The organism is Vibrio sp. FF266 (assembly GCF_041439695.1).
Lineage (GTDB): Bacteria > Pseudomonadota > Gammaproteobacteria > Enterobacterales > Vibrionaceae > Vibrio > Vibrio tasmaniensis_A.
Window position 1 is genome coordinate 1 of the sequence record NZ_JBGOOO010000030.1, and the last position, 17,464, is coordinate 17,464.

A 17,464-nucleotide genomic window follows, 5' to 3' on the forward strand; every position below is an offset into this window, starting at 1 on the left:
GTGCTGATGCGAGCGCGATGCTTTACAGCATCATCGAGACCGCGAAAGCCAACGGTCTTATCCTCTACGACTACATGGTCAAGTGCATGAAAGAGCTGGCGAAAGCTGAGCCTGATATCGACGCACTCCTGCCTTGGAACTTCAAACACTGACAAGTCGCCCCGTGGGTTCATGGGGCGGATACACCGAACATTTTGAGGCTTAGAGATAAAATATTGGCTGAAAGAAAAAACAGTTACAACTCATTAACATTCGGAGAGATTCTGTAATTAACTTTCAAGTGGGAATTGGTGAGTATCGAGAGGGAAGTTGGGTGATTTCTGCCATTCCGTAGCGATTAGAGAATGGAGCCTGCAAAAACCACCCTAATTTGGCCTATTTAACATATTCTACAAAGGATGATCCGAAAAACGAAATATTGCAAAGAGGCTTATGGCTACGTGTTCACAAAGGTTTGAACTCTATCATATCGCTCTCCAACGTGCTTTTTATAGGCTTGTAGCGACTCTTCGCTGTTACCAAAGATGTGTATATAAGCACCTCTAGCTGTTTCTGTGTTCAGTTTTACTACTGTTTCTATGTCTACTTTAGAAATCCCATCAGGAAACTGATTCGAACTACAATATACATAAGCAACGGTTGGAGAAATAGGATAGTACAAGTCAAATTGTTCTTCTGCCGGTGGCTGAAAGGATTCTTGCTTTAATTCAGGGTGAACATTGACAGAAGGACAGTCAGAAGTAATAAACGGCATATCGGTTTCATTGACTAGTAGGCAATTTTTATAATTATCCCTAGTGCTATACATTGAAAAACCCAGATTCCCACCAAGCATATGACTAAGAAACCACCAACTTTCATCAGAGTTCTTATATATCCATTGAGATTCCTTTGAGTCACCTTTAGACATAGCAAGTAAAGCGAGGTCTTTGAATGCTTTTGTTCTGGCAAACTGTTGACCTAAATAATTGAAGAAACCTACTGAATACTCAGTACTATCGAAGAAAGATAAGTCTTTGTTGGCAATGCGTTTTAAGGCATAGGCTGCACTATGTTCATACGCAGTATGTAGATTCTCTAGAGAGTTATGTTTATGCGCTTCAAACGCCTCTTCTGCTTCGTGATTTTTAATATTGCTGTTTTTGTATAGAATTTCCATATTTTGAACATGAATAAAATGCTTAAGTAGATTCATATGTTCTTCTCTAATATCACTTTTTTCAGACATTAGTTTGATTAGCTTTCTATTGTCTTCTGTAATCGGCTTTATATGGTAAAAGTGACGCTCTTTAGCAATCATCTTGACACTGTCTTCTACTAGCTTACCTCTTACGCTTCGGAACCAGACTTTGTTTTTTGTTCCTGACCAGTTTCTTAAATAGTTAGCCCAAACATAACGGTGTTTTTCAAGGTAGTTGTCATCATTTGCTTACTTATTAAGCAGCTTCTCTTTCTGGATTTAGGTGAACGTCACCAACAGGTTCACAGTTTCTGATATCACCAGGCCAGCGTTCAGGGTTTAGCTCTTTTGCAGCGAGTAGTACCTCCGCTCGGCGCTTCAAGATCTCTTTATCTTTTCCATTGTGACGCTCTGAAGGCGTGACATAATTCAGCTTACTGTGCTTGTGCTCCGTGTTGTACCAGCGTACGAAGGCTTCAACCCAACTTCGACTACTGTCGATTGTTTCAAAGCCCTTTGTTGGCCAGCTTGGCATGTACTTTACCGTGCGGAACAATGACTCAACATACGGGTTATCATCACTGACTCTTGGGCGACTATACGATGAAGTAATACCTAACTCTTCCATTTTTGCTTTGAACGTCAACGACTTCATCGGCGCACCATTATCTGAGTGAAGAACCAGTGCTTGATTGAAGCACTGCTCTCGCATCAACGTTCGTTGCAGAAGTTGTGACGCTAGCTCACCGCATTCATGCTCATACACTTCATAACCAACAATTTTTCGACTGTAGATGTCCTCAATGACATACAGGTAATAGTGTTGGCCTCGAACCTTTGAAGGTAAGTAAGTGATATCCCACGTATAGACTTGGTTTGAGTCCGTCGCTGTGTAACTGGTTGGCTTCGCTTGCTTCTGTCTGCTCCGCTGACGACCTCGCTTGTGAAGTTGCCCCTGCGTACTCAGTACTCGATAGTAGCTCGACTCAGAGGCGATATACTCACCTCTATCAAGCAGTGTCGGGACGATTTGAGTTGGAGGCATTGCGAACTCAGAGCGGTTACACACCTCGACAATCGCATCACGCTCTTCCTGAGACAGCTTGTTAGCAGGCTCAGGTCTGATGCATATTGGCCTTTTGTCAGCTTGAACTTCTCCTTGCTGATACCAGCGACGATAGGTTCTCAAGTCAATTTGAACTTCATGGCAAGCTAGCTGTAAACGGCATCCGCATTGCTTCGCTTCAAGGATTAGAGTCACTATGGTCTGCCTTTCATCGGTTGAGGTTAGTCGTCCTCTGGCTCTTCCCCGTAAAAGGCTCTCAGCTTTTTTCTTAGTACCAAGAGGGCGGCCGTTTCAGCGAGTGCTTTTTCTTTGAGTCGTAAATCTTTCTTCAAATCTTTGATTTCAAGTTTGTCAGCTTTAGCCTGCTTCTTTGCTTCAGCTTCCTGCTCTTTACTCGACTTAAACCCTTGCATACATTCGCTGCGCCAACTTTGGATTTGTTCAGGGAAAAGACCTTTTTCACGACAATATTGGCTGAGTTCACTTTCGGTCATCGAGTAAGTCTCGGCAACAATGGCGAGTTTAGTTTGAGCAGACCACTGCTCTGATGAAGTGTTGCTATTTGGCACGGCGGCTCCTGAACCTCTGAGTTGCTGGCGCCAATGATACAGGGTCGCAGTGCTAATTCCTTCCTCTTCCGACACTTCTTTCACTGACATCGAATAGGGAGGTAATAGCTTCTTCAAGATAGCTTCTTTTCTTTCTACTGAGATACGAGACACAATTACTCTTTATCGCCCAAACTGGTTAAATTTTAACAGTGACAACTACCCTGCCAGATAGGGATAATGATGCTCTTTTTTTAACTGATTAGCTTTCTTCATAGAATTCTCATTAGTATCATGATAATTGATGGTAACTATTGTGCCATAAAAGAAATCAGCTTATGCACTATCATAGAGCGTCAACTCGCTTGGCCGAACCAGTCACAGGCTAATTGTAACTCAATAGCCAATTGGCGGTTTTGTAGCGAGGCTTTGGCATGAAGTCATAGTCAATGAATAAACTATGTATCTCATACTGAAATTCATAACAGGTGCCCATTATTTTGCTATTAGGCCGCCTTCTTGTTACTATTAACTAAAACGTAGCACAAGCGAGTCACGCAATGAAAACTGAAATGGTTAGAGCTAGAGTATCTAGTGAATTAAAGCATGAGTCTGAGATAATCCTGTCTGAACTCGGAATGAGCATGTCTGATGCAATTCGGATTTTTCTTAGTCAGGTGAAGCTTCGTCATGAGTTTCCTGTTGAGTTAAAAGTACCGAATCAAGATACTTTAAAAGCGATGCAAGAATCAGTTATTGATGAAACTTATGACTCTGTTGATGATTTGTTTAGTGATATTTTAGGTAGCAGAAGTGCTAAAAATTAGAATAAAAAGTTCTTTTAAAAAAGACCTGAAACGAGCGTCTAAAAATACACGCTACAACACCTCAATGTTGAAAGATCTTATCGATAACCACCTGGTGAAAACTGGTACTGTCCCAAATGAATATAAACCACACTTATTACAAGGCAACTGGAAGCCGCACATGGAGTGTCATATTCAGCCAGATTTTTTACTCATCTGGGATGTGGATTGGGATACACAAGAGTTGATATTAGTTCGTTGTGGTTCCCACTCAGAACTCTTTGGATAAAATTAATACGAACTAATATTTTCTCAGCTCTTCCAGTTGGCGCTAGCTCTTCAACCTAATACTTTATACACTGTTGTCCGACTACACCCTAACTTTTTACTGATTGCATGCTTGTTCATTCCTTGCTCTGTAAGCTCTTGAATGCGTTGGTGAAGCATCTTGTCAGGAAATCGGCCAAGATGCCTCCCTTCAGAGCGTGCACGCTCCCTTCCTTCATTACAGCGCTGTAATATTCGTTTTCTTTCCATTTCAGCAAACGCCGATATGGTAGTGTAAATAACTCGACCTACATCGCTATTGATGTCTAAATCGCCCAAATCATGAAAGACCAAACCAGCTTTCTTTTGCGCTAGTTGATCAGCAATTTGCAAAGCATCAATGGTATTTCGAGCAATGCGGTCGACTTTGGTAACATGAATAACATCTCCCTCCCTTGCAAAATCAAGCAACAGATTAAGCTGTTCTCTATCAGAGGATTTACCGCTCGCTTGCTCTTGGTAAATTTTGTCACAACCAATATGTTTAAGCTGTTCAAGTTGAACATAGAGCGTTTGGTCTTGAGTGCTGACACGAGCATAGCCAATTTTCATGAAAAGCCCCTTAAAATGAACATTAAGATAATTAAACATTAGTGTACATGTTCATGTGCTATTTCAAAGACTAATTGGACAGTATTGAGATGGGTGAAATGTAATGTTCATAAAGTTACACCTTAATGAACATTGATTAAAAAAACCTTAACCATTGCAACAATGATTAAGGTTTCTAGCAAAAGGTTGGTTTGTGTTTGGGTGAGCACTAAGTGCAGTTACGTTAAATCGCTATGTAACTCAAAAGGAATTTAAATAACACCAGATACCCCAAAATCATGGAGATAGGCTTTAGCCAAAAGAAGAAAAGGGTAGGCCAATTAATCCAAAGAGGCGCTTGAAAAAGCTCATCTCGACCAGAAAGCTCCTTCTCTTTACAGCGAGTAAAAAAGCCCCAAGCAAAACTGGCATAGAAATAATGAAACAGATCAAAAATCAAACCGGCCACAAAGGAGATTAAGGCGATAACCAACGTCTTATCTATAATATAGCTAGTTTCATTTTTTATAGTGAACACCCAGCAAACAGCTATACCGGCAAACGCAAGTTGACGACACACGGAGCTTAGAGAACCACTAAAGGTATAATAATTTTCTCTCGAATCACTTAATTTCATCATCTTCTTTCGTAAGGATTCCTAGGCCCACCACTACTAGTACCGCGATCATGTTTCGCCTGACCAGGACCTTGATCACGACTTGGTGTAATAGGTCTTGGCTGTTGTGGTTTATTCTGTTGTTCTTTAGATGCCATTATTTCTCAGTATAAATAATCAAATATAAGCTTTTAAAATTATACACTTGGAAATATTCAAGTAAACTTAATATCTAAAATTTTAATGAAATACGATGAACGATCACATCAGGATTCCAAAAGTGGTGTGTTCACTATTTCTATTATGTAAAATCCGCAAGTTTGTTGTCAGAAACAGCACTCAGAACGCCTAAAACGCTCATAGCGAAGGATTCGGACACTTGACAAGGAAATATGCTTCCAGAATGCCTGGTAAGTTTGTGAAGCTTTTAGTCCACTCGCATCGAAAATCAACATCTTTTAGATTCAACCAAAACTCATACTGAATCAACGAAAAATTCAATCTTAGTGAGCCGTCGATGATTAAGGCGAAAGCCTACCGAGCCAAATCTCGGCTGACTGATTTTTGGACGAAAATCAGTTTTAAAAAATCGAAAATAAGCAAACCACGAATAACTTCAGGTATGGAAAATTGCTAAACTTGGTGTCCAATTTTGCTAGAACAGATCATATAACTGAACTGGTGAAAGATAAGGTTAAAGTGAATTCAACCTTATCTTATCTCTACTTTTCGCTCTTATTTGACCTCGAAACAGCCATCAATGTCTCGTGGTCTCATGCTTTTTAATAGAAAGCAACTACTCTCATCTGACGGAATTGCTAAGTGATTCGACTTACAATTATCATCCAGTAAGTTAGGCTCCTTAATCAAGCGAACTTTCCAATTCGGCATATCTTCTGGTGCCTTAAATTTATCAACAATCCCTTGTAGATCATCATCTTTCAGCCTACTAATAAGATTTTTTAAATAAATCGAGTACTCCCCATTGTTTCCGTAAATATAAAATTCTAGAGCTCTTAGTGTGCCGTCAATTAGACAACGTTTATTAGCTCTAACCACATTCCAAAATGACCACCAATATTCATAGTAACTAAAATCTCCATCCTTATTTGAAATTGTAAGCAAAGCTCTCCTCATTAAGTTAGAAACATCGGAGTCACTATTGAAATTCTCTACAATGACTTTTTTAACTATTTTTAAATCGTCAATTGAAAATGATGAAAGATTATTTTTATTAAAGTTTATGCAATTTAGAGCAAAGTCAATCTTACCTTGTAACAAGTTCGTATCTTCAACAGAAAATATTACACTCTTATTATTAATATCTAGATTGATTATTTTTGATTTAAGAATTTCTTCTTCTACTTGTTCTTTCTGAAAATATGACCTAACCCTATTACTTCTTAGGTAACCATATATATCATCACAGCCTTCTGAAAGTTCTGATATTAAATTAATAACCCCATCAAAAGTTTGAGGACTACGGATTATTGCAGGTCTAACACCTGTTTTCACTAAATCCCCTCGAGAAACAATATTCCGAATTACTCTCATCCAATCATAAAATGCATCTAAACTAAAATCTTTAGATTTCAGCAAAAATTCTGTTTGCGCAAAAAAAAGGGCTTTCTGAGTATATGATGCATTGTTTGCTTCAAAGCAAATAGCAGTGAAGATGTCTCCATCAGGTTTATGCTGGAAAAGCGGAAACTCTATCGATAAGTTCACATTATTTTTTTTAAGTTCGTAGTACTTGTTAAATGCTTTGCATAAGTACTCAAAACTATCAGAATCAAACATTGAAGGTTTTACTAGGTTAGGATTATCCTGCAACTTTCTTATCTCAGACATTCTATTATCAGCTTTAGATACAGATTTCCTACACATTATGGTAGTTGCAATAAAGCGAATAAATGCAGAGTCTACATTTATATGATTATCTCCGTTCCAAAATAGATCAGTCCAAGAAGTATCAATTTTCAATGCGAAAGAATCAACAAAATCGACATCACCTTCCCAAAGATGATCGTTAATATGTTTTTGAAATGATGCTTTAAAATTTTCAAATGATGAAAGCAATTTCCCTCTAGCATTCATCTTAATATACAAGTCATCAGTCAACCCAATACCTTCAAGCTCTATATGGTAAAAACTAATAAGGTTCTCATCTCCAGTTAAACGCTCCCAAAGATCATCTACGTCATGAAATATCTCATGTATAGAATCAATTGTACGTAACATGGAGTCTATGGTTGGGTCTTTTTTCCAAGACAGAAAAAACCACGATGAATCAATAATATATTCACTTGGATCAGATCCATATTGAAAATTTATCTTGTTCGATACTAAAGAATGACAAAACTCTCGGGAACTAATCCTAGTTTCATAAGTAAATTTTTTTAATATCTCAATATTAGCTTTGTTTAAGACTTGCTCTTTTACAGCTGCATACCAATGCAATAAAAACAGTGTCGTTAACCGTTGCTGCCCATCTAGAGGGTGAGAAATTCCAGCCTCCAAATTTCCATATATGAAGTCTAATTTTATGGGGTGATGCTCCGTGATGCTTTCAAATAGAGCGTTAAGAAAGTTATTTCTAATCTCTTCTTTGTCTTTTCTTCCCTGAGCATAATCTCTTTGAATAATAGGAATTTCTATTTTATGATTACTCAATAGTTCCCAAAAATTTGTTACATCACCCTCATGTTGGTTAGTATTCATTTATGATACCTTCTCAATATAATCACATAGAACGGATTCAAGATCTTTATAGTAATGCTCTCTATCATCTTGTGTCCAAAATGAAATTTTCGGAGGATAAGAGCTAAAATACTTCAAAAAAACATTTTTCGTACAAATAGGAATGAATGTCCCACTTTTTTCTCTATCAATGATAGTCTTTCTTTTTAGAGGGAACACTGCATTCTTATATCCTCTGTTCGTTTCAGAATCTAATAAAGCAAGGTTGGATATATCATTTATATCCGTATCTTTTAAATACGAATTGAAATGATCTACTATTTTAAAGAAAATCATCTCAAAGTCATCAACATCAAAATCGAAATTATCAGCTTCTTCTTTTAACTGTTGACCATCTATATCACTTACATCAATAAATATTTTTGCATCCTTTAACCAATTATTTCCATTTTGTGGAATAGAGTCGGATATAGATGTTATATGTTCAATATCCCAACGCTCATTTTTAAACAAGTCAAAAGGAAAGTACGAGTTGTCATTTTCATTATTCAACATAGTAAGTACATTATATAGTAATAATATTGGTTTCACCTTCTTATCACCATATTGTAGGTTTTCTAAGTTAACCCCCTTAAGAACACCTTTTATTTCATAATCCAAAAGAATTCTAAATTCATTCTTAGTCAAACTAGATGATTTCTCGTAAAGATCTTTAATAGTAATAGCATCTACTGAAATTAAGTAGCCAATCTTATGGTATAACTCTCGTTCTTCAAACCATTCCTGAAATCGCTGAAAATATCTTTTTATTTCCAGCCAATTCTTTTCTATAGTTTCTTGGTTTTTATTTTTGAATTTCTTATTGAAAAACCTAAAGGTTGAATAATTATCTGTTTCATCTTTTTCGTCGTTCATAAGTTCAAATATAAACTCTATTCTATTTACATATGATTTATTACCATTCAAAAAGTACCAGAACTTATCATCTTGTAAAGAATGCTCTATATGGTCCCAACCCGTAGATATTTCTAGTTGTTTCAGTCTTATTCGATCATTTTTATTATTATCAAAGTTTGAACTATTTAAGAATAGTGCTTTTATTAACTCTGAGTTTGTTAGAGGAATTTTCCCTATATTAATCCTAGTAAATATTGATATCGAGTTATCTTCATTGCTCTCATACCAAATAACTTTTGAATTAAATTTAAATCTTGATTCAAAATCATTAATATCAAAATTTATTTGTTCATCAAACCAGTCACAAATTGTTTTATACGCATTAGATATATAGTAAAAGTCAATATTACTATTATCTGAAGTTCCTTTATCTAGGTTGATAAGAAAGTTGGTTGAATTTTCTCTTGTCTCATAACCCAATCTAAATAGTTTTTCTGGTTCTACAAATCGGCTATTCAAGAAATGTAGTATTAAATATATTGTTGTTAAACGCTGTTGCCCATCAATAACTTCATACTGTTCATTATCTTTCTTTTTAACAACTATTGGTTGTAAGCAATACCACGTTTTTTCATTATCATCATTAACGAACCTAGGCCGAAACTCAGAAATGTCGTTTAGTAGGTCCCTAACCTCTTTAGGTGTCCAACGATACCCTCTCTGGTACGATGGTATATAAAAGTCTATATCTCTAATTTCATTTATTGTCTTGAGCGTCAGAAGGTTATCCATTAAATGACCCTTTGCTAATATTCTTATAATAGTGATTAAAACCTCTCCTAGATAGTAGCCTTATGCAATCTAAATGAAGAGGGGTTCATATCGAAAATATGAAACAACTAGCACCATAATACCCTTTAGTTTTTTTGGGGACAAATCTAAGGTTGTTTTTGTGACTACAATATCTTTTTTATCAATATGATAGAGAACCGGCGACGGTGTCGCCTGAGCGGCCTACGGCCGAAAACAAAGAGACTCAACCTTCTAGGGTGCTTTGCATGAATCGTTTATCCTATAGGCCATGTATCCGAATAAGCCCATTAAAAAACTCTTCAATACTAACGATAATTGGCTGAGCTACCCTAATAAACATCGGAAAACTTTCAAACGTCACCAAGATGCTCGTTTGGAGTACCGCCGCTTTTGGATCTAAAGAGTATCGATGCAGTTATGCTAACTGCACTCATCACAAATACATTCACCAAACGTATAAATCTCGCTTTTTCAGCAGTTGTGGCATTAAAGCGACAGAGCCGTGGATACGAAAGCAACAACATGTCTTTCCTGAGTGGCAGTGGTAGCACTAGCCACTAAGTTAACAGTTATATCAGATACCTTTCTGACACAGATTTAAATGCCCTATCGACTAGTTCGATATAGATTAGTTTTACATTGCTTGCAGTAATGTATACGCATATTACTATCAACCTTCCCAAAGCCGGTTTCCCATATATTATGTGAACCACATTTATGGCATGAGATCCCTCTTCCTTTAGTCGGATTATAGTTATCAATGTAAGCATCAACGGTTGGCCAACTTTCCCAATTCCGTTTTATACGTGCAGAGTTCCACATAAAGAATCCAACTACGACTAAAACAAATAACCAAAATTCCATTTATCACCCTCATAAAAAAATCAATAAGTACACATTATCAAATCGATAAAATGCAATCACTCACATAAAGACCAATAGACAACTAAGTTCACAAAACAGATTGCTTTCTATTCATCTGCTCGGCGCAATCCCGTAGCTGGCGTAGCCAGTCGGAGGGTGAGCAAGCGGAATATCGCAAATCTTTTTCTATGGCACTGTCACTGTAAAGCGACTTCTTTTATAGATCGATCAAGTTAAACATACGTACTGAACTGACGCGCTACGCTTGTCGGATTTGGGTGATGGATAACTATTCGCTCGTTCCTCACGAAAGTTCCCCACACTCAAATCTGAGTAAAGAACCCTTTTTGTCTATTAATTCTTATGTCTATTAATTCTTTTGTTTTGCTTACCTGTTTCTCTGTAGGGTTCCCTTTCAATAATTCTTTAGGAATCCATGTAATAAAATCTTTAGGGGGTAGGAGATCTATGAGTTTTTGACGATTGTGATAGGAATTTCAGAGGAATTTTTACTTAATGGGTATGGTGATGAATCGTATTTTGAGAAGAAGATCACACTGGATTTATTCCAGGTGTATTGAGTCCTACCAAACTAACGGTATGAATGAAATTTAAAGGGGTTATTCAGGAGGAGTGTAATCTTCCCATTCTGGTATATCAGAAATCTGGGCTTCATCGAGAAGCTGATTGATATGATCAACTCTAGAAGAAGCTGCTTGTTGAGTTGCTTTGCTTTCTTTACTCTTCTTTCTTAGGTTACGGTTGAGCATTGCCTTTGCTTTGCTGTAGAAGAGTCCAAACTTCTCAAGGACAAACTCGTACTTGTTAGCAATTTGTCGAGGTGCAGACTCGCCTTCAATCAGAACGAATTGAGCGGTTGATATTAGTCGTCCGGATTTTTTTGCTTTACTGATTAATTCGGTGACGTAATTGACGCAACGCCCCATTCTTGCGGCGATCTGCTTTCGGCTTGGGAACGCGCATTGATTAGAAAGGTTGTAAAAGGTGGATATAGCAATCAATAAAGACTTCTCATCTGCTGGGATGCTTTCATCGCAAGCAACTGCATCAGTCAGTTGGTTGTGATGTTCGAGAAACTTGAGGGTTTGATTAGATGAGGTCATGACACATACCTTCTACATCCGACCATAAATGTGTTTGAACATTGGTTGAATGTGAATACAGGCTGTGTCTATTTTGAATGAGTTGCAGAATGCAACTAGGTTGATTTTTCATGGTTTTGATTCCGCAAGTTAAAGGTTTGCTTAGATTCCACTCCAAGCTAGAATTAACTATAATCAGATTCAATAAGAAGATCAAACATTTATTTCAGATACAAAAAAAGCTAAACCCTTGCGGAGATTTAGCTTTTTTGCAAATGCTATATAGTTAGATTGGAGGTCTAACACATTCTAATTTTGAAAAATACACTACATAAAAGGCTATGTAGTAACGTGCTATGTAATGCACTTTACTTCAAAACTAGAGTAATTATAGGCTTCAGATTTTCGTATGTATATATTTAATTAGATGAAAGTACAAAAGTGTTATTTAGCAGGACATTTGTAGTTTTCCACAAGCTTCCCCAATCACTTTTACGTTTGAATACTCACACTCGATCTCTTCTGTTTTGTACCTTGAATTATGACTTTTTAATTTTAGCCCTTTAGGAGTGTTTTCTAGTTCTTTTAGCCTAACCATTCCATCATGTACAAAAACATAAACACTTCCATCTGAGATCTCTGTTATAGATCGATCAACAAATACTATAGATCCATTAGTGTAAGAAGGTTCCATTGAATCACCACTTACTTTTACGGCAATAGTGTCATGTGGCTTTTTGATTAAGCTTTCTTGAATGAATAGTTCCTCAGCTTCTTCTAAAAAAGGAATATCACCAGCTCCGGCTGCTGCTGATATGTATTTGAAGTAAGGTATCGATACCATCTGAGGTTGTGTTTTTAGGTTTGAGCCATCCGTCATCAAAGACGCGAGGGTGACCTTAAAATACTCTGCTAGTTTTTGAGCGCTCTCAGCTTTGGGTTTTGAAATTTCCAATTCCCATTTGGATATAGCTCCAGGCGAAACTCTTATTTTTTTCGCTAAGGCTTCTTTTGTTAATTTAGCGTTGTTTCTTAGTTTTTCTATCTTCTTACCAACAGTATTCATCATTAATCTGCATACGTAATATTTTGAAGTATGATCTCATTTGTTTTCAATACATACGTCTTGATTTTAGGTACGTTTGTCTTGATTTGTGTGTTTTACTGATTTATTATTCACCACACTGATCAAATGATCAGGTATGGATAGAGTTTTTATGAAACAAGAAATTAGCAAAAGTACCCAGCTAACCGTGGCACTCGATCATGAGACCAATATTCGCTTGGAAGGGTCAGCATCGGCCTATGGTCGAAGCAAACGAATTGAAGCTCTGTTTGTGTTGCGTGCGTTTTATCGCTTACCAACCGACAAGCAGAATGACATTTTGTCTCCCGATAATGGGCTCGACAAAATCTAGTTTTATCTCGCTCCTTGTGTGAGTTCAGATTAGGAGTGAAGTCTCATCATGAGACTCGAAGGTGGGCTGCCTTCACTACTGCAAAAAGCGCCGCAGAGGGGCGCAGGCGTGCGTAATATGCCTAACAAATTCAGGAGCCTTATCTGGGGCGACGTCCAAGGCTGTTTTTCTACTCAATTAAGCGTGCTGGTTGAGTGGTGAAACAGAGTTACTTGGGAATACCAGACACCACATCCCTTGGATGTGCGCATTCTACTACAAGAATGCTCAAGCCAGTTTGTAGCACGGCTCTTGAAAGAGAGCCCATTGTTTTGTTCTTTTTAAAGACCAAAACAATGTCCTAAAAGGAGTGTGAACATGCAGATTGTGTACGGATATTGTAGTGAAGATGATGCGGTTAATTTGTTAGGTCGCTTTGTTGAACAAGGTGATTTTATCAGCGTAAAAAAGCTGGGTACGGTTGGGTGTGAACACATTGCGTTTGCCGCCTTGCTCTCTTTTACTGGGCGCTTCCCCTTTCCTTTCTATTGGAAGGGCGTTCATATCGTTGCCGTTCAAAAACAAGCACAATCAGTCAATCGTCTCACTCTCCCTACCTCAAATAACGCGCGCAAAAAACGTTACCGTAAACTCAATAACACCACCATGACCCCTCAAAATTGGAAACAACACGTGAGCCGTAATCGTGGTTTGAAGTATGCGAGCGATTCATTGTTGTCTTTAGCGTGATAAGGAGAAAGAAATGACCCTCATTCAAGAGCTCAAGTTTTGGGTTGACGTCATTGAACAGACCGCTATCCCTGTCGACGGTGAGCGTTTAACACCGGCAGAGCAAGGGGCATTATCTCAGACGTGCCGAGTGCTCGCTCAAACGGCGAATTACGCGGCTGACCAAATGGAGAAAGCATGAAGACACAGAGTAAAAAAGAGTCAGCAGAACAACAGGCTCGCCGCTGCGCCGCTAGACGTCAGATTGAGATCCGAGAAGAGCTTAAAGCTGCGGGTTTAGAACTGGAAGATGGGTTGTATGTGGTGGGAAATAAAGACATTCAAGACCGCTTGAGTCACAGGTAGGACGCGTTATGTCACAACATTCTTTTAATGCTCGTGGTTATCACGTGCTTTGTGGTTGGGATAGGCCACTGCAAGGTTTCTTTCTTGTCATTGAAAAAAGCGATGAGTTGCAATACTCAAACTTGTTTGAAGATGACCCTCATCCTAAATCTTTTGATGTTTTCCTGATTGTATTGGCTCGCTTTGGCATCTCGATGCCTGAGCCGATACTCACGGCGCTTGATGAAGATAAAGCCGCCAATGCTGGCAACCCGTATCACCGTTGGCAGGAGGGACACCTCATTGAAACACGCGGATAACCCCAAACTTCAACACGCCCACAAACAACAAGAAGTCATTCTCTTTGGCCTCCCTCTGAAAATTTTTGCTTTAGCGGCCTTGTGTGGTGGCTTTTTGCTGCTGCTTGCACTGGTGCACTTAGGGTGGCTGTTGGGGCTCTTGATAGGCGGCCTTTGCTGTGTCGTGATTTTTTCGCCCCTTCGATGGGCGCACAAACACGACCTTCGGGCGTGGGAGCTGTGGCTACACGCCTATTTTGGCCAATTCACCAAAGAAACCTTACTGAAAAAACGCATGTTCATCATGACTCAACGTGGTGTCATGCCTTACCAACAATGGAAACATCAACATGATAAACGTTCAAAAAAAAATTAATGCGGTTTACTGGCTGCTGGGTTCAATGCTGATTTCAGCTCAGGCGCACGCGTCCGTCTCTCTGGGCGGAGGGGGCAGTGGTGTGTTTGCTAAATTTGCCAACTTTTTACAAGAAGTGGTCGATTTTCTAGGGGGCACGGGCACCTTATTTGTCATCTTCATGTCGGCAGCCGGTGCCATCTTCCTATGGGTTATCGCCCCAAAAGCGGGGGGAGAGGCTTTAGCGTGGTTGTTTCGAGTGTGTGTGGGGGCGATTGCTCTGTTCAGTTTAAGCCTCGTCATTACCTGGCTCAAAGGGTTCTAAATGCAAGCGGCCAATCAATCTATTCAAACCTATGGGGCGGTCGATGAATCGACCGTCTTAACCTATCGTGGGGGCGCACTCGGGGCGATTGAATTGTCGGGTGTCGAGCCAGCTTTATTGAATCCCACCGAAAAAACCGCCATCACGACGTTGCTCCGTAACGTGATCCAACGGTTACCTTTTGAGGTGACGTTTTCACAATACTACGTTCATTACCGATGCCCCCCTTTATCGTTTGAACATCGAGATAACCCTCGTGCTCAATTGGTGTCTTCAAGGCGAGCCCAGTTTTTAAATACCCAACGTGAGCTGTATCAATCGCGCTTGGTGTGGGTGGTTGAACTGCATGAGTTAACCGACTATACCGATATGGGTCGCGAGTTTGTGACCTTGTGCCTTCAAGCCGTCTTCAACAAAGATAAACGCCGCACATTGAAGCAAGCCTTATCGTATCGAGAAGGCGCGTTATTTGATGAGCGGGCGCTGATTGAACAAATCAGCCAGCTAGACGATGTGTTGTCGTCGCTCTCGCTGGGATTGTCGTTTTGTTCGCTGGACAATCCGCGTTTGAATGCGAGCCTGTTATTTCATTTTCAACAAGCCTTGCTGACGTTGGAGTCTTGTTATCTGAATCAACATGCGCGGCATGCGCCTAGTCAAGATTGGGATGCACGCTTAGCGACGGGGGATGTGGCGGGTGTGCACATTGAAGGCGTGGATTACCTCAAACTGTCTCATCAGCACACCGTGTATGCGCGCATCGCGGCCGTGCAAGGTGTGGGGATGACACACACGCCAGAGTGCGCATGGGCAAGTGATGCAAGGCCGGTCTCTGAAAAAGGCAATTACCTCTTTTTTACGCGTTTTGCGCCGTACTCCAAGCAGCAAAAGCGCGCGATGCTCAAAGACGAAGAAGACGCGTTGTTTCGCTCTCAAACTCGCTTCACCGATTTAATGAAAGGCGACGTCGGCTCTGGCGCCGTGTTGCAGCGATTGCAAACCAACCCTCATCTCAACGCGGTACTCCTTGATTTAGACCGCATGAGTCGTGACGATGATAAATACGGTTCGTGGCTCTCTTATGTGGTGGTGTTTGATACTGACCGAGCGCGCTTGGACGCTCAAGTGAAAACCATGAATGCGCTCTTGGAAAACTCAGACTTCTCTTTGTTATGGGAGACCCAAGGACTGGTACACGCCCACCGTTCGATGCTATTAGGGGCGAATGAAACGCCCATTCGTCATTGTGATTTGAATGCGAGCCAAGCCGCCGCGTTATCGCTGTTTTTTCGCAGTCATGAAGGCTTTCCGACTTTTGAACTGGGTAACAAGCAAGAGGAAGCGCTCTATGTCTTTGAGAGTGACGATGGGGTGCCTTTTCATTATACGCCCTTCATTGGTGACAAGTGCCTGGTGCTGGGGACAGGTCCGACGCGAAGCGGTAAGACCTTTCTCAAGCAGTGTGTGGCCAATCACTTTGTCAAACTGGGCGGGCGTTATTGTGCGCTCGATATTGATGCAGGGAGTGAGCCTCTGGCGCACTTTTTTAAAGATGACGCCGGTCTCTTTTGCTTAAAGGACGCCAGTACCTCAAAGGGGTTCAATCCTTTCTCGATGAGCGTTGGGGCAGGGGATGACGTCTTTGTTCGTCATATGCTGGGATTGATTCAAGGCATGCTGTTACTCAATGACAGTGTAGAACTTCAAACCTTAACGGCCATTGAGCAGCCTAAGCTTGAAGAGGCCATCATTCACACCATGGCGCAAACCGGCAAGCTGGGCAGTTTTTCTGCGATGATGGGTAAGTGCCCACCGTCTCTGCATGAAAAACTCGCCAAATTTAAGCGCGGGGGTATTTACGGGAACTTGTTTGATAACGATGTGGACGCCATCGGGGCGATAGATAAGCCGTACTCGGTGTACAACACCGAAGGGGTAAAGGATTCGCCTAAGCTTGCGGAGTTGGTGAATACGGAAATCTTTTTTCGTAGCGTTCGTCTCTTTGAGAATGCCAAGCACCGCAGCGTGCCTAAATTTTTTGAAATCGATGAATGCCAATACGTATTGTCTCAAAAAGGGGCAGCCGAGTTTGCCATTGCGAAAGCACGAACGTGGTTTAAGCATGGCGGCGGCATGGGGTTTTGGACGCAAAGTCCGAAACACTACAGTGATTTGGAAGAGTGGAGCACGCTGCGAAGCGCCGCGACGACCTTTTGGTTTATGGCCGACCCTGAAATGAGCCGTGAAGAGTATCAACACGCTTTTCCGATGCTCAAACCCGCAGAGCTCGATGCCATTCAATCCCTCATTCCGAAGCAACAAGCGTTCATTAAGCAGCCCGATAAGGGCATTGCCAAAGTCATTAACCTGTTTGTTGAGCCGGAGCAATATGTGATCGCCACCTCCAGACCTCATGAAGCGGCTCGCGCGCAAGCGGTGTTTGCACAGGAGGACGATGTGGACGTGGCCATTGACCGCCTTTGTGAGGAGCTCAACCTAAAGTAAGGAACGTTATTATGAAATACACCCCTATGGCGCTGCTGGTCAGCAGCGTCCTTGGTTT

Annotated in this window: 18 protein-coding genes and 2 pseudogenes; 12 read left to right on the forward strand and 8 right to left on the reverse strand. The window is 40.4% G+C overall.

Annotated features, from left to right (window positions below):
* On the forward strand, nucleotides 1-152 hold a 152-nt coding region (locus ACED59_RS18440; protein WP_371731373.1), incomplete at its 5' end, for a transposase domain-containing protein.
* A gap of 284 nt (nucleotides 153-436) precedes the next feature.
* On the opposite strand, the pseudogene ACED59_RS18445 reads toward ACED59_RS18440, so the two are convergent.
* Together ACED59_RS18445 and ACED59_RS18450 are read right to left on the reverse strand one after the other, a co-directional pair.
* A pseudogene (locus ACED59_RS18445) lies at nucleotides 437-1,384 on the reverse strand (DUF4238 domain-containing protein); the annotation flags it as partial.
* A 52-nt stretch (nucleotides 1,385-1,436) separates the two neighbouring features.
* A protein-coding gene (locus tag ACED59_RS18450) for an IS3 family transposase (RefSeq protein WP_371705101.1) occupies nucleotides 1,437-2,968 on the reverse strand; the annotation gives its coding sequence in 2 pieces (ribosomal slippage) (nucleotides 1,437-2,515 and nucleotides 2,515-2,968; 1,533 coding nt in all).
* A gap of 386 nt (nucleotides 2,969-3,354) precedes the next feature.
* On the opposite strand from ACED59_RS18450, the gene ACED59_RS18455 reads away from it, so the two are divergent.
* Together ACED59_RS18455 and ACED59_RS18460 are read left to right on the forward strand one after the other, a co-directional pair.
* Nucleotides 3,355-3,621: a type II toxin-antitoxin system RelB/DinJ family antitoxin gene (locus ACED59_RS18455; RefSeq protein WP_032499570.1), complete on the forward strand. Its 267-nt coding sequence runs from the start codon at nucleotides 3,355-3,357 to the stop codon at nucleotides 3,619-3,621.
* Nucleotides 3,608-3,889, forward strand: a complete 282-nt coding sequence (locus ACED59_RS18460; RefSeq protein WP_017096583.1) for a type II toxin-antitoxin system YafQ family toxin — start codon at nucleotides 3,608-3,610, stop codon at nucleotides 3,887-3,889. The genes ACED59_RS18455 and ACED59_RS18460 overlap by 14 nt, the downstream gene beginning before the upstream one ends.
* A gap of 50 nt (nucleotides 3,890-3,939) precedes the next feature.
* On the opposite strand, the gene ACED59_RS18465 is transcribed toward ACED59_RS18460, so the two are convergent.
* From ACED59_RS18465 to ACED59_RS18480, 4 genes are all read right to left on the reverse strand, one after another.
* Nucleotides 3,940-4,479: a recombinase family protein gene (locus tag ACED59_RS18465; RefSeq protein WP_102554054.1), complete on the reverse strand. Its 540-nt coding sequence runs from the start codon at nucleotides 4,477-4,479 to the stop codon at nucleotides 3,940-3,942.
* A 223-nt stretch (nucleotides 4,480-4,702) separates the two neighbouring features.
* Nucleotides 4,703-5,098 carry a hypothetical protein gene (locus ACED59_RS18470; RefSeq protein WP_139137213.1) on the reverse strand — a complete coding sequence of 132 codons (396 nt, stop codon included), beginning with the start codon at nucleotides 5,096-5,098 and terminating at the stop codon, nucleotides 4,703-4,705.
* 711 nt (nucleotides 5,099-5,809) lie between these two features.
* Nucleotides 5,810-7,795, reverse strand: coding sequence for a DUF262 domain-containing protein (locus ACED59_RS18475; protein WP_017096190.1), 1,986 nt, complete (start codon nucleotides 7,793-7,795; stop codon nucleotides 5,810-5,812).
* Nucleotides 7,796-9,463: a DUF262 domain-containing protein gene (locus tag ACED59_RS18480; RefSeq protein WP_017096189.1), complete on the reverse strand. Its 1,668-nt coding sequence runs from the start codon at nucleotides 9,461-9,463 to the stop codon at nucleotides 7,796-7,798.
* A 289-nt stretch (nucleotides 9,464-9,752) separates the two neighbouring features.
* Between ACED59_RS18480 and ACED59_RS18485 the strand changes: the two are divergent.
* Nucleotides 9,753-10,029, forward strand: a pseudogene (locus tag ACED59_RS18485) (transposase zinc-binding domain-containing protein); the annotation flags it as partial.
* Between the two features lie 939 nt (nucleotides 10,030-10,968).
* Here ACED59_RS18485 and ACED59_RS18490 read toward each other — a convergent pair.
* The gene (locus tag ACED59_RS18490) at nucleotides 10,969-11,472 is read right to left on the reverse strand and encodes a hypothetical protein (RefSeq protein ID WP_017096188.1); all 504 of its coding nucleotides are present in this window, start codon (nucleotides 11,470-11,472) and stop codon (nucleotides 10,969-10,971) included.
* Between the two features lie 427 nt (nucleotides 11,473-11,899).
* Nucleotides 11,900-12,520, reverse strand: a complete 621-nt coding sequence (locus ACED59_RS18495) for an XRE family transcriptional regulator (protein ID WP_017096186.1) — start codon at nucleotides 12,518-12,520, stop codon at nucleotides 11,900-11,902.
* A gap of 148 nt (nucleotides 12,521-12,668) precedes the next feature.
* Here ACED59_RS18495 and ACED59_RS18500 point away from each other — a divergent pair, with 148 nt between their 5' ends.
* From ACED59_RS18500 to ACED59_RS18535, 8 genes are all read left to right on the forward strand, one after another.
* Entirely contained in the window at nucleotides 12,669-12,869 is a 201-nt protein-coding gene (locus ACED59_RS18500; protein ID WP_017096185.1) for a TraY domain-containing protein, read from the forward strand.
* A 357-nt stretch (nucleotides 12,870-13,226) separates the two neighbouring features.
* Nucleotides 13,227-13,598, forward strand: coding sequence for a hypothetical protein (locus tag ACED59_RS18505; RefSeq protein WP_017098006.1), 372 nt, complete (start codon nucleotides 13,227-13,229; stop codon nucleotides 13,596-13,598).
* A gap of 13 nt (nucleotides 13,599-13,611) precedes the next feature.
* A complete protein-coding gene (locus ACED59_RS18510; protein WP_371705102.1) occupies nucleotides 13,612-13,779 on the forward strand; it encodes a hypothetical protein in 168 nt (55 codons plus the stop codon).
* Nucleotides 13,776-13,943 (forward strand): hypothetical protein, encoded by a 168-nt coding sequence (locus ACED59_RS18515; protein WP_165918462.1) that lies wholly within the window; start codon nucleotides 13,776-13,778, stop codon nucleotides 13,941-13,943. Before ACED59_RS18510 ends, ACED59_RS18515 begins: the two co-directional genes overlap by 4 nt.
* 8 nt (nucleotides 13,944-13,951) lie before the next feature.
* Complete coding sequence (locus ACED59_RS18520; protein ID WP_371705103.1) at nucleotides 13,952-14,242, forward strand: hypothetical protein; 291 nt, start codon at nucleotides 13,952-13,954, stop codon at nucleotides 14,240-14,242.
* Nucleotides 14,226-14,597: a hypothetical protein gene (locus ACED59_RS18525; protein WP_371705104.1), complete on the forward strand. Its 372-nt coding sequence runs from the start codon at nucleotides 14,226-14,228 to the stop codon at nucleotides 14,595-14,597. The genes ACED59_RS18520 and ACED59_RS18525 overlap by 17 nt, the downstream gene beginning before the upstream one ends.
* Complete coding sequence (locus ACED59_RS18530) at nucleotides 14,572-14,901, forward strand: hypothetical protein (protein WP_017098001.1); 330 nt, start codon at nucleotides 14,572-14,574, stop codon at nucleotides 14,899-14,901. Before ACED59_RS18525 ends, ACED59_RS18530 begins: the two co-directional genes overlap by 26 nt.
* Nucleotides 14,902-17,406 (forward strand): VirB4 family type IV secretion system protein, encoded by a 2,505-nt coding sequence (locus ACED59_RS18535; RefSeq protein WP_371705105.1) that lies wholly within the window; start codon nucleotides 14,902-14,904, stop codon nucleotides 17,404-17,406.
* Nucleotides 17,407-17,464: the final 58 nt, after the last annotated feature.

Coding starts and splice junctions, on each gene's coding strand:
- ACED59_RS18455 (WP_032499570.1), top strand. CDS start 3,355: ATGAAAACTGAAATGGTTAGAGCTAGAGTATCTAGTGAATTAAAGCAT.
- ACED59_RS18465 (WP_102554054.1), bottom strand. CDS start 4,479: ATGAAAATTGGCTATGCTCGTGTCAGCACTCAAGACCAAACGCTCTAT.
- ACED59_RS18470 (WP_139137213.1), bottom strand. CDS start 5,098: ATGATGAAATTAAGTGATTCGAGAGAAAATTATTATACCTTTAGTGGT.
- ACED59_RS18475 (WP_017096190.1), bottom strand. CDS start 7,795: ATGAATACTAACCAACATGAGGGTGATGTAACAAATTTTTGGGAACTA.
- ACED59_RS18480 (WP_017096189.1), bottom strand. CDS start 9,463: ATGGATAACCTTCTGACGCTCAAGACAATAAATGAAATTAGAGATATA.
- ACED59_RS18490 (WP_017096188.1), bottom strand. CDS start 11,472: ATGACCTCATCTAATCAAACCCTCAAGTTTCTCGAACATCACAACCAA.
- ACED59_RS18495 (WP_017096186.1), bottom strand. CDS start 12,520: ATGATGAATACTGTTGGTAAGAAGATAGAAAAACTAAGAAACAACGCT.
- ACED59_RS18500 (WP_017096185.1), top strand. CDS start 12,669: ATGAAACAAGAAATTAGCAAAAGTACCCAGCTAACCGTGGCACTCGAT.
- ACED59_RS18505 (WP_017098006.1), top strand. CDS start 13,227: ATGCAGATTGTGTACGGATATTGTAGTGAAGATGATGCGGTTAATTTG.
- ACED59_RS18510 (WP_371705102.1), top strand. CDS start 13,612: ATGACCCTCATTCAAGAGCTCAAGTTTTGGGTTGACGTCATTGAACAG.
- ACED59_RS18515 (WP_165918462.1), top strand. CDS start 13,776: ATGAAGACACAGAGTAAAAAAGAGTCAGCAGAACAACAGGCTCGCCGC.
- ACED59_RS18520 (WP_371705103.1), top strand. CDS start 13,952: ATGTCACAACATTCTTTTAATGCTCGTGGTTATCACGTGCTTTGTGGT.
- ACED59_RS18530 (WP_017098001.1), top strand. CDS start 14,572: ATGATAAACGTTCAAAAAAAAATTAATGCGGTTTACTGGCTGCTGGGT.
- ACED59_RS18535 (WP_371705105.1), top strand. CDS start 14,902: ATGCAAGCGGCCAATCAATCTATTCAAACCTATGGGGCGGTCGATGAA.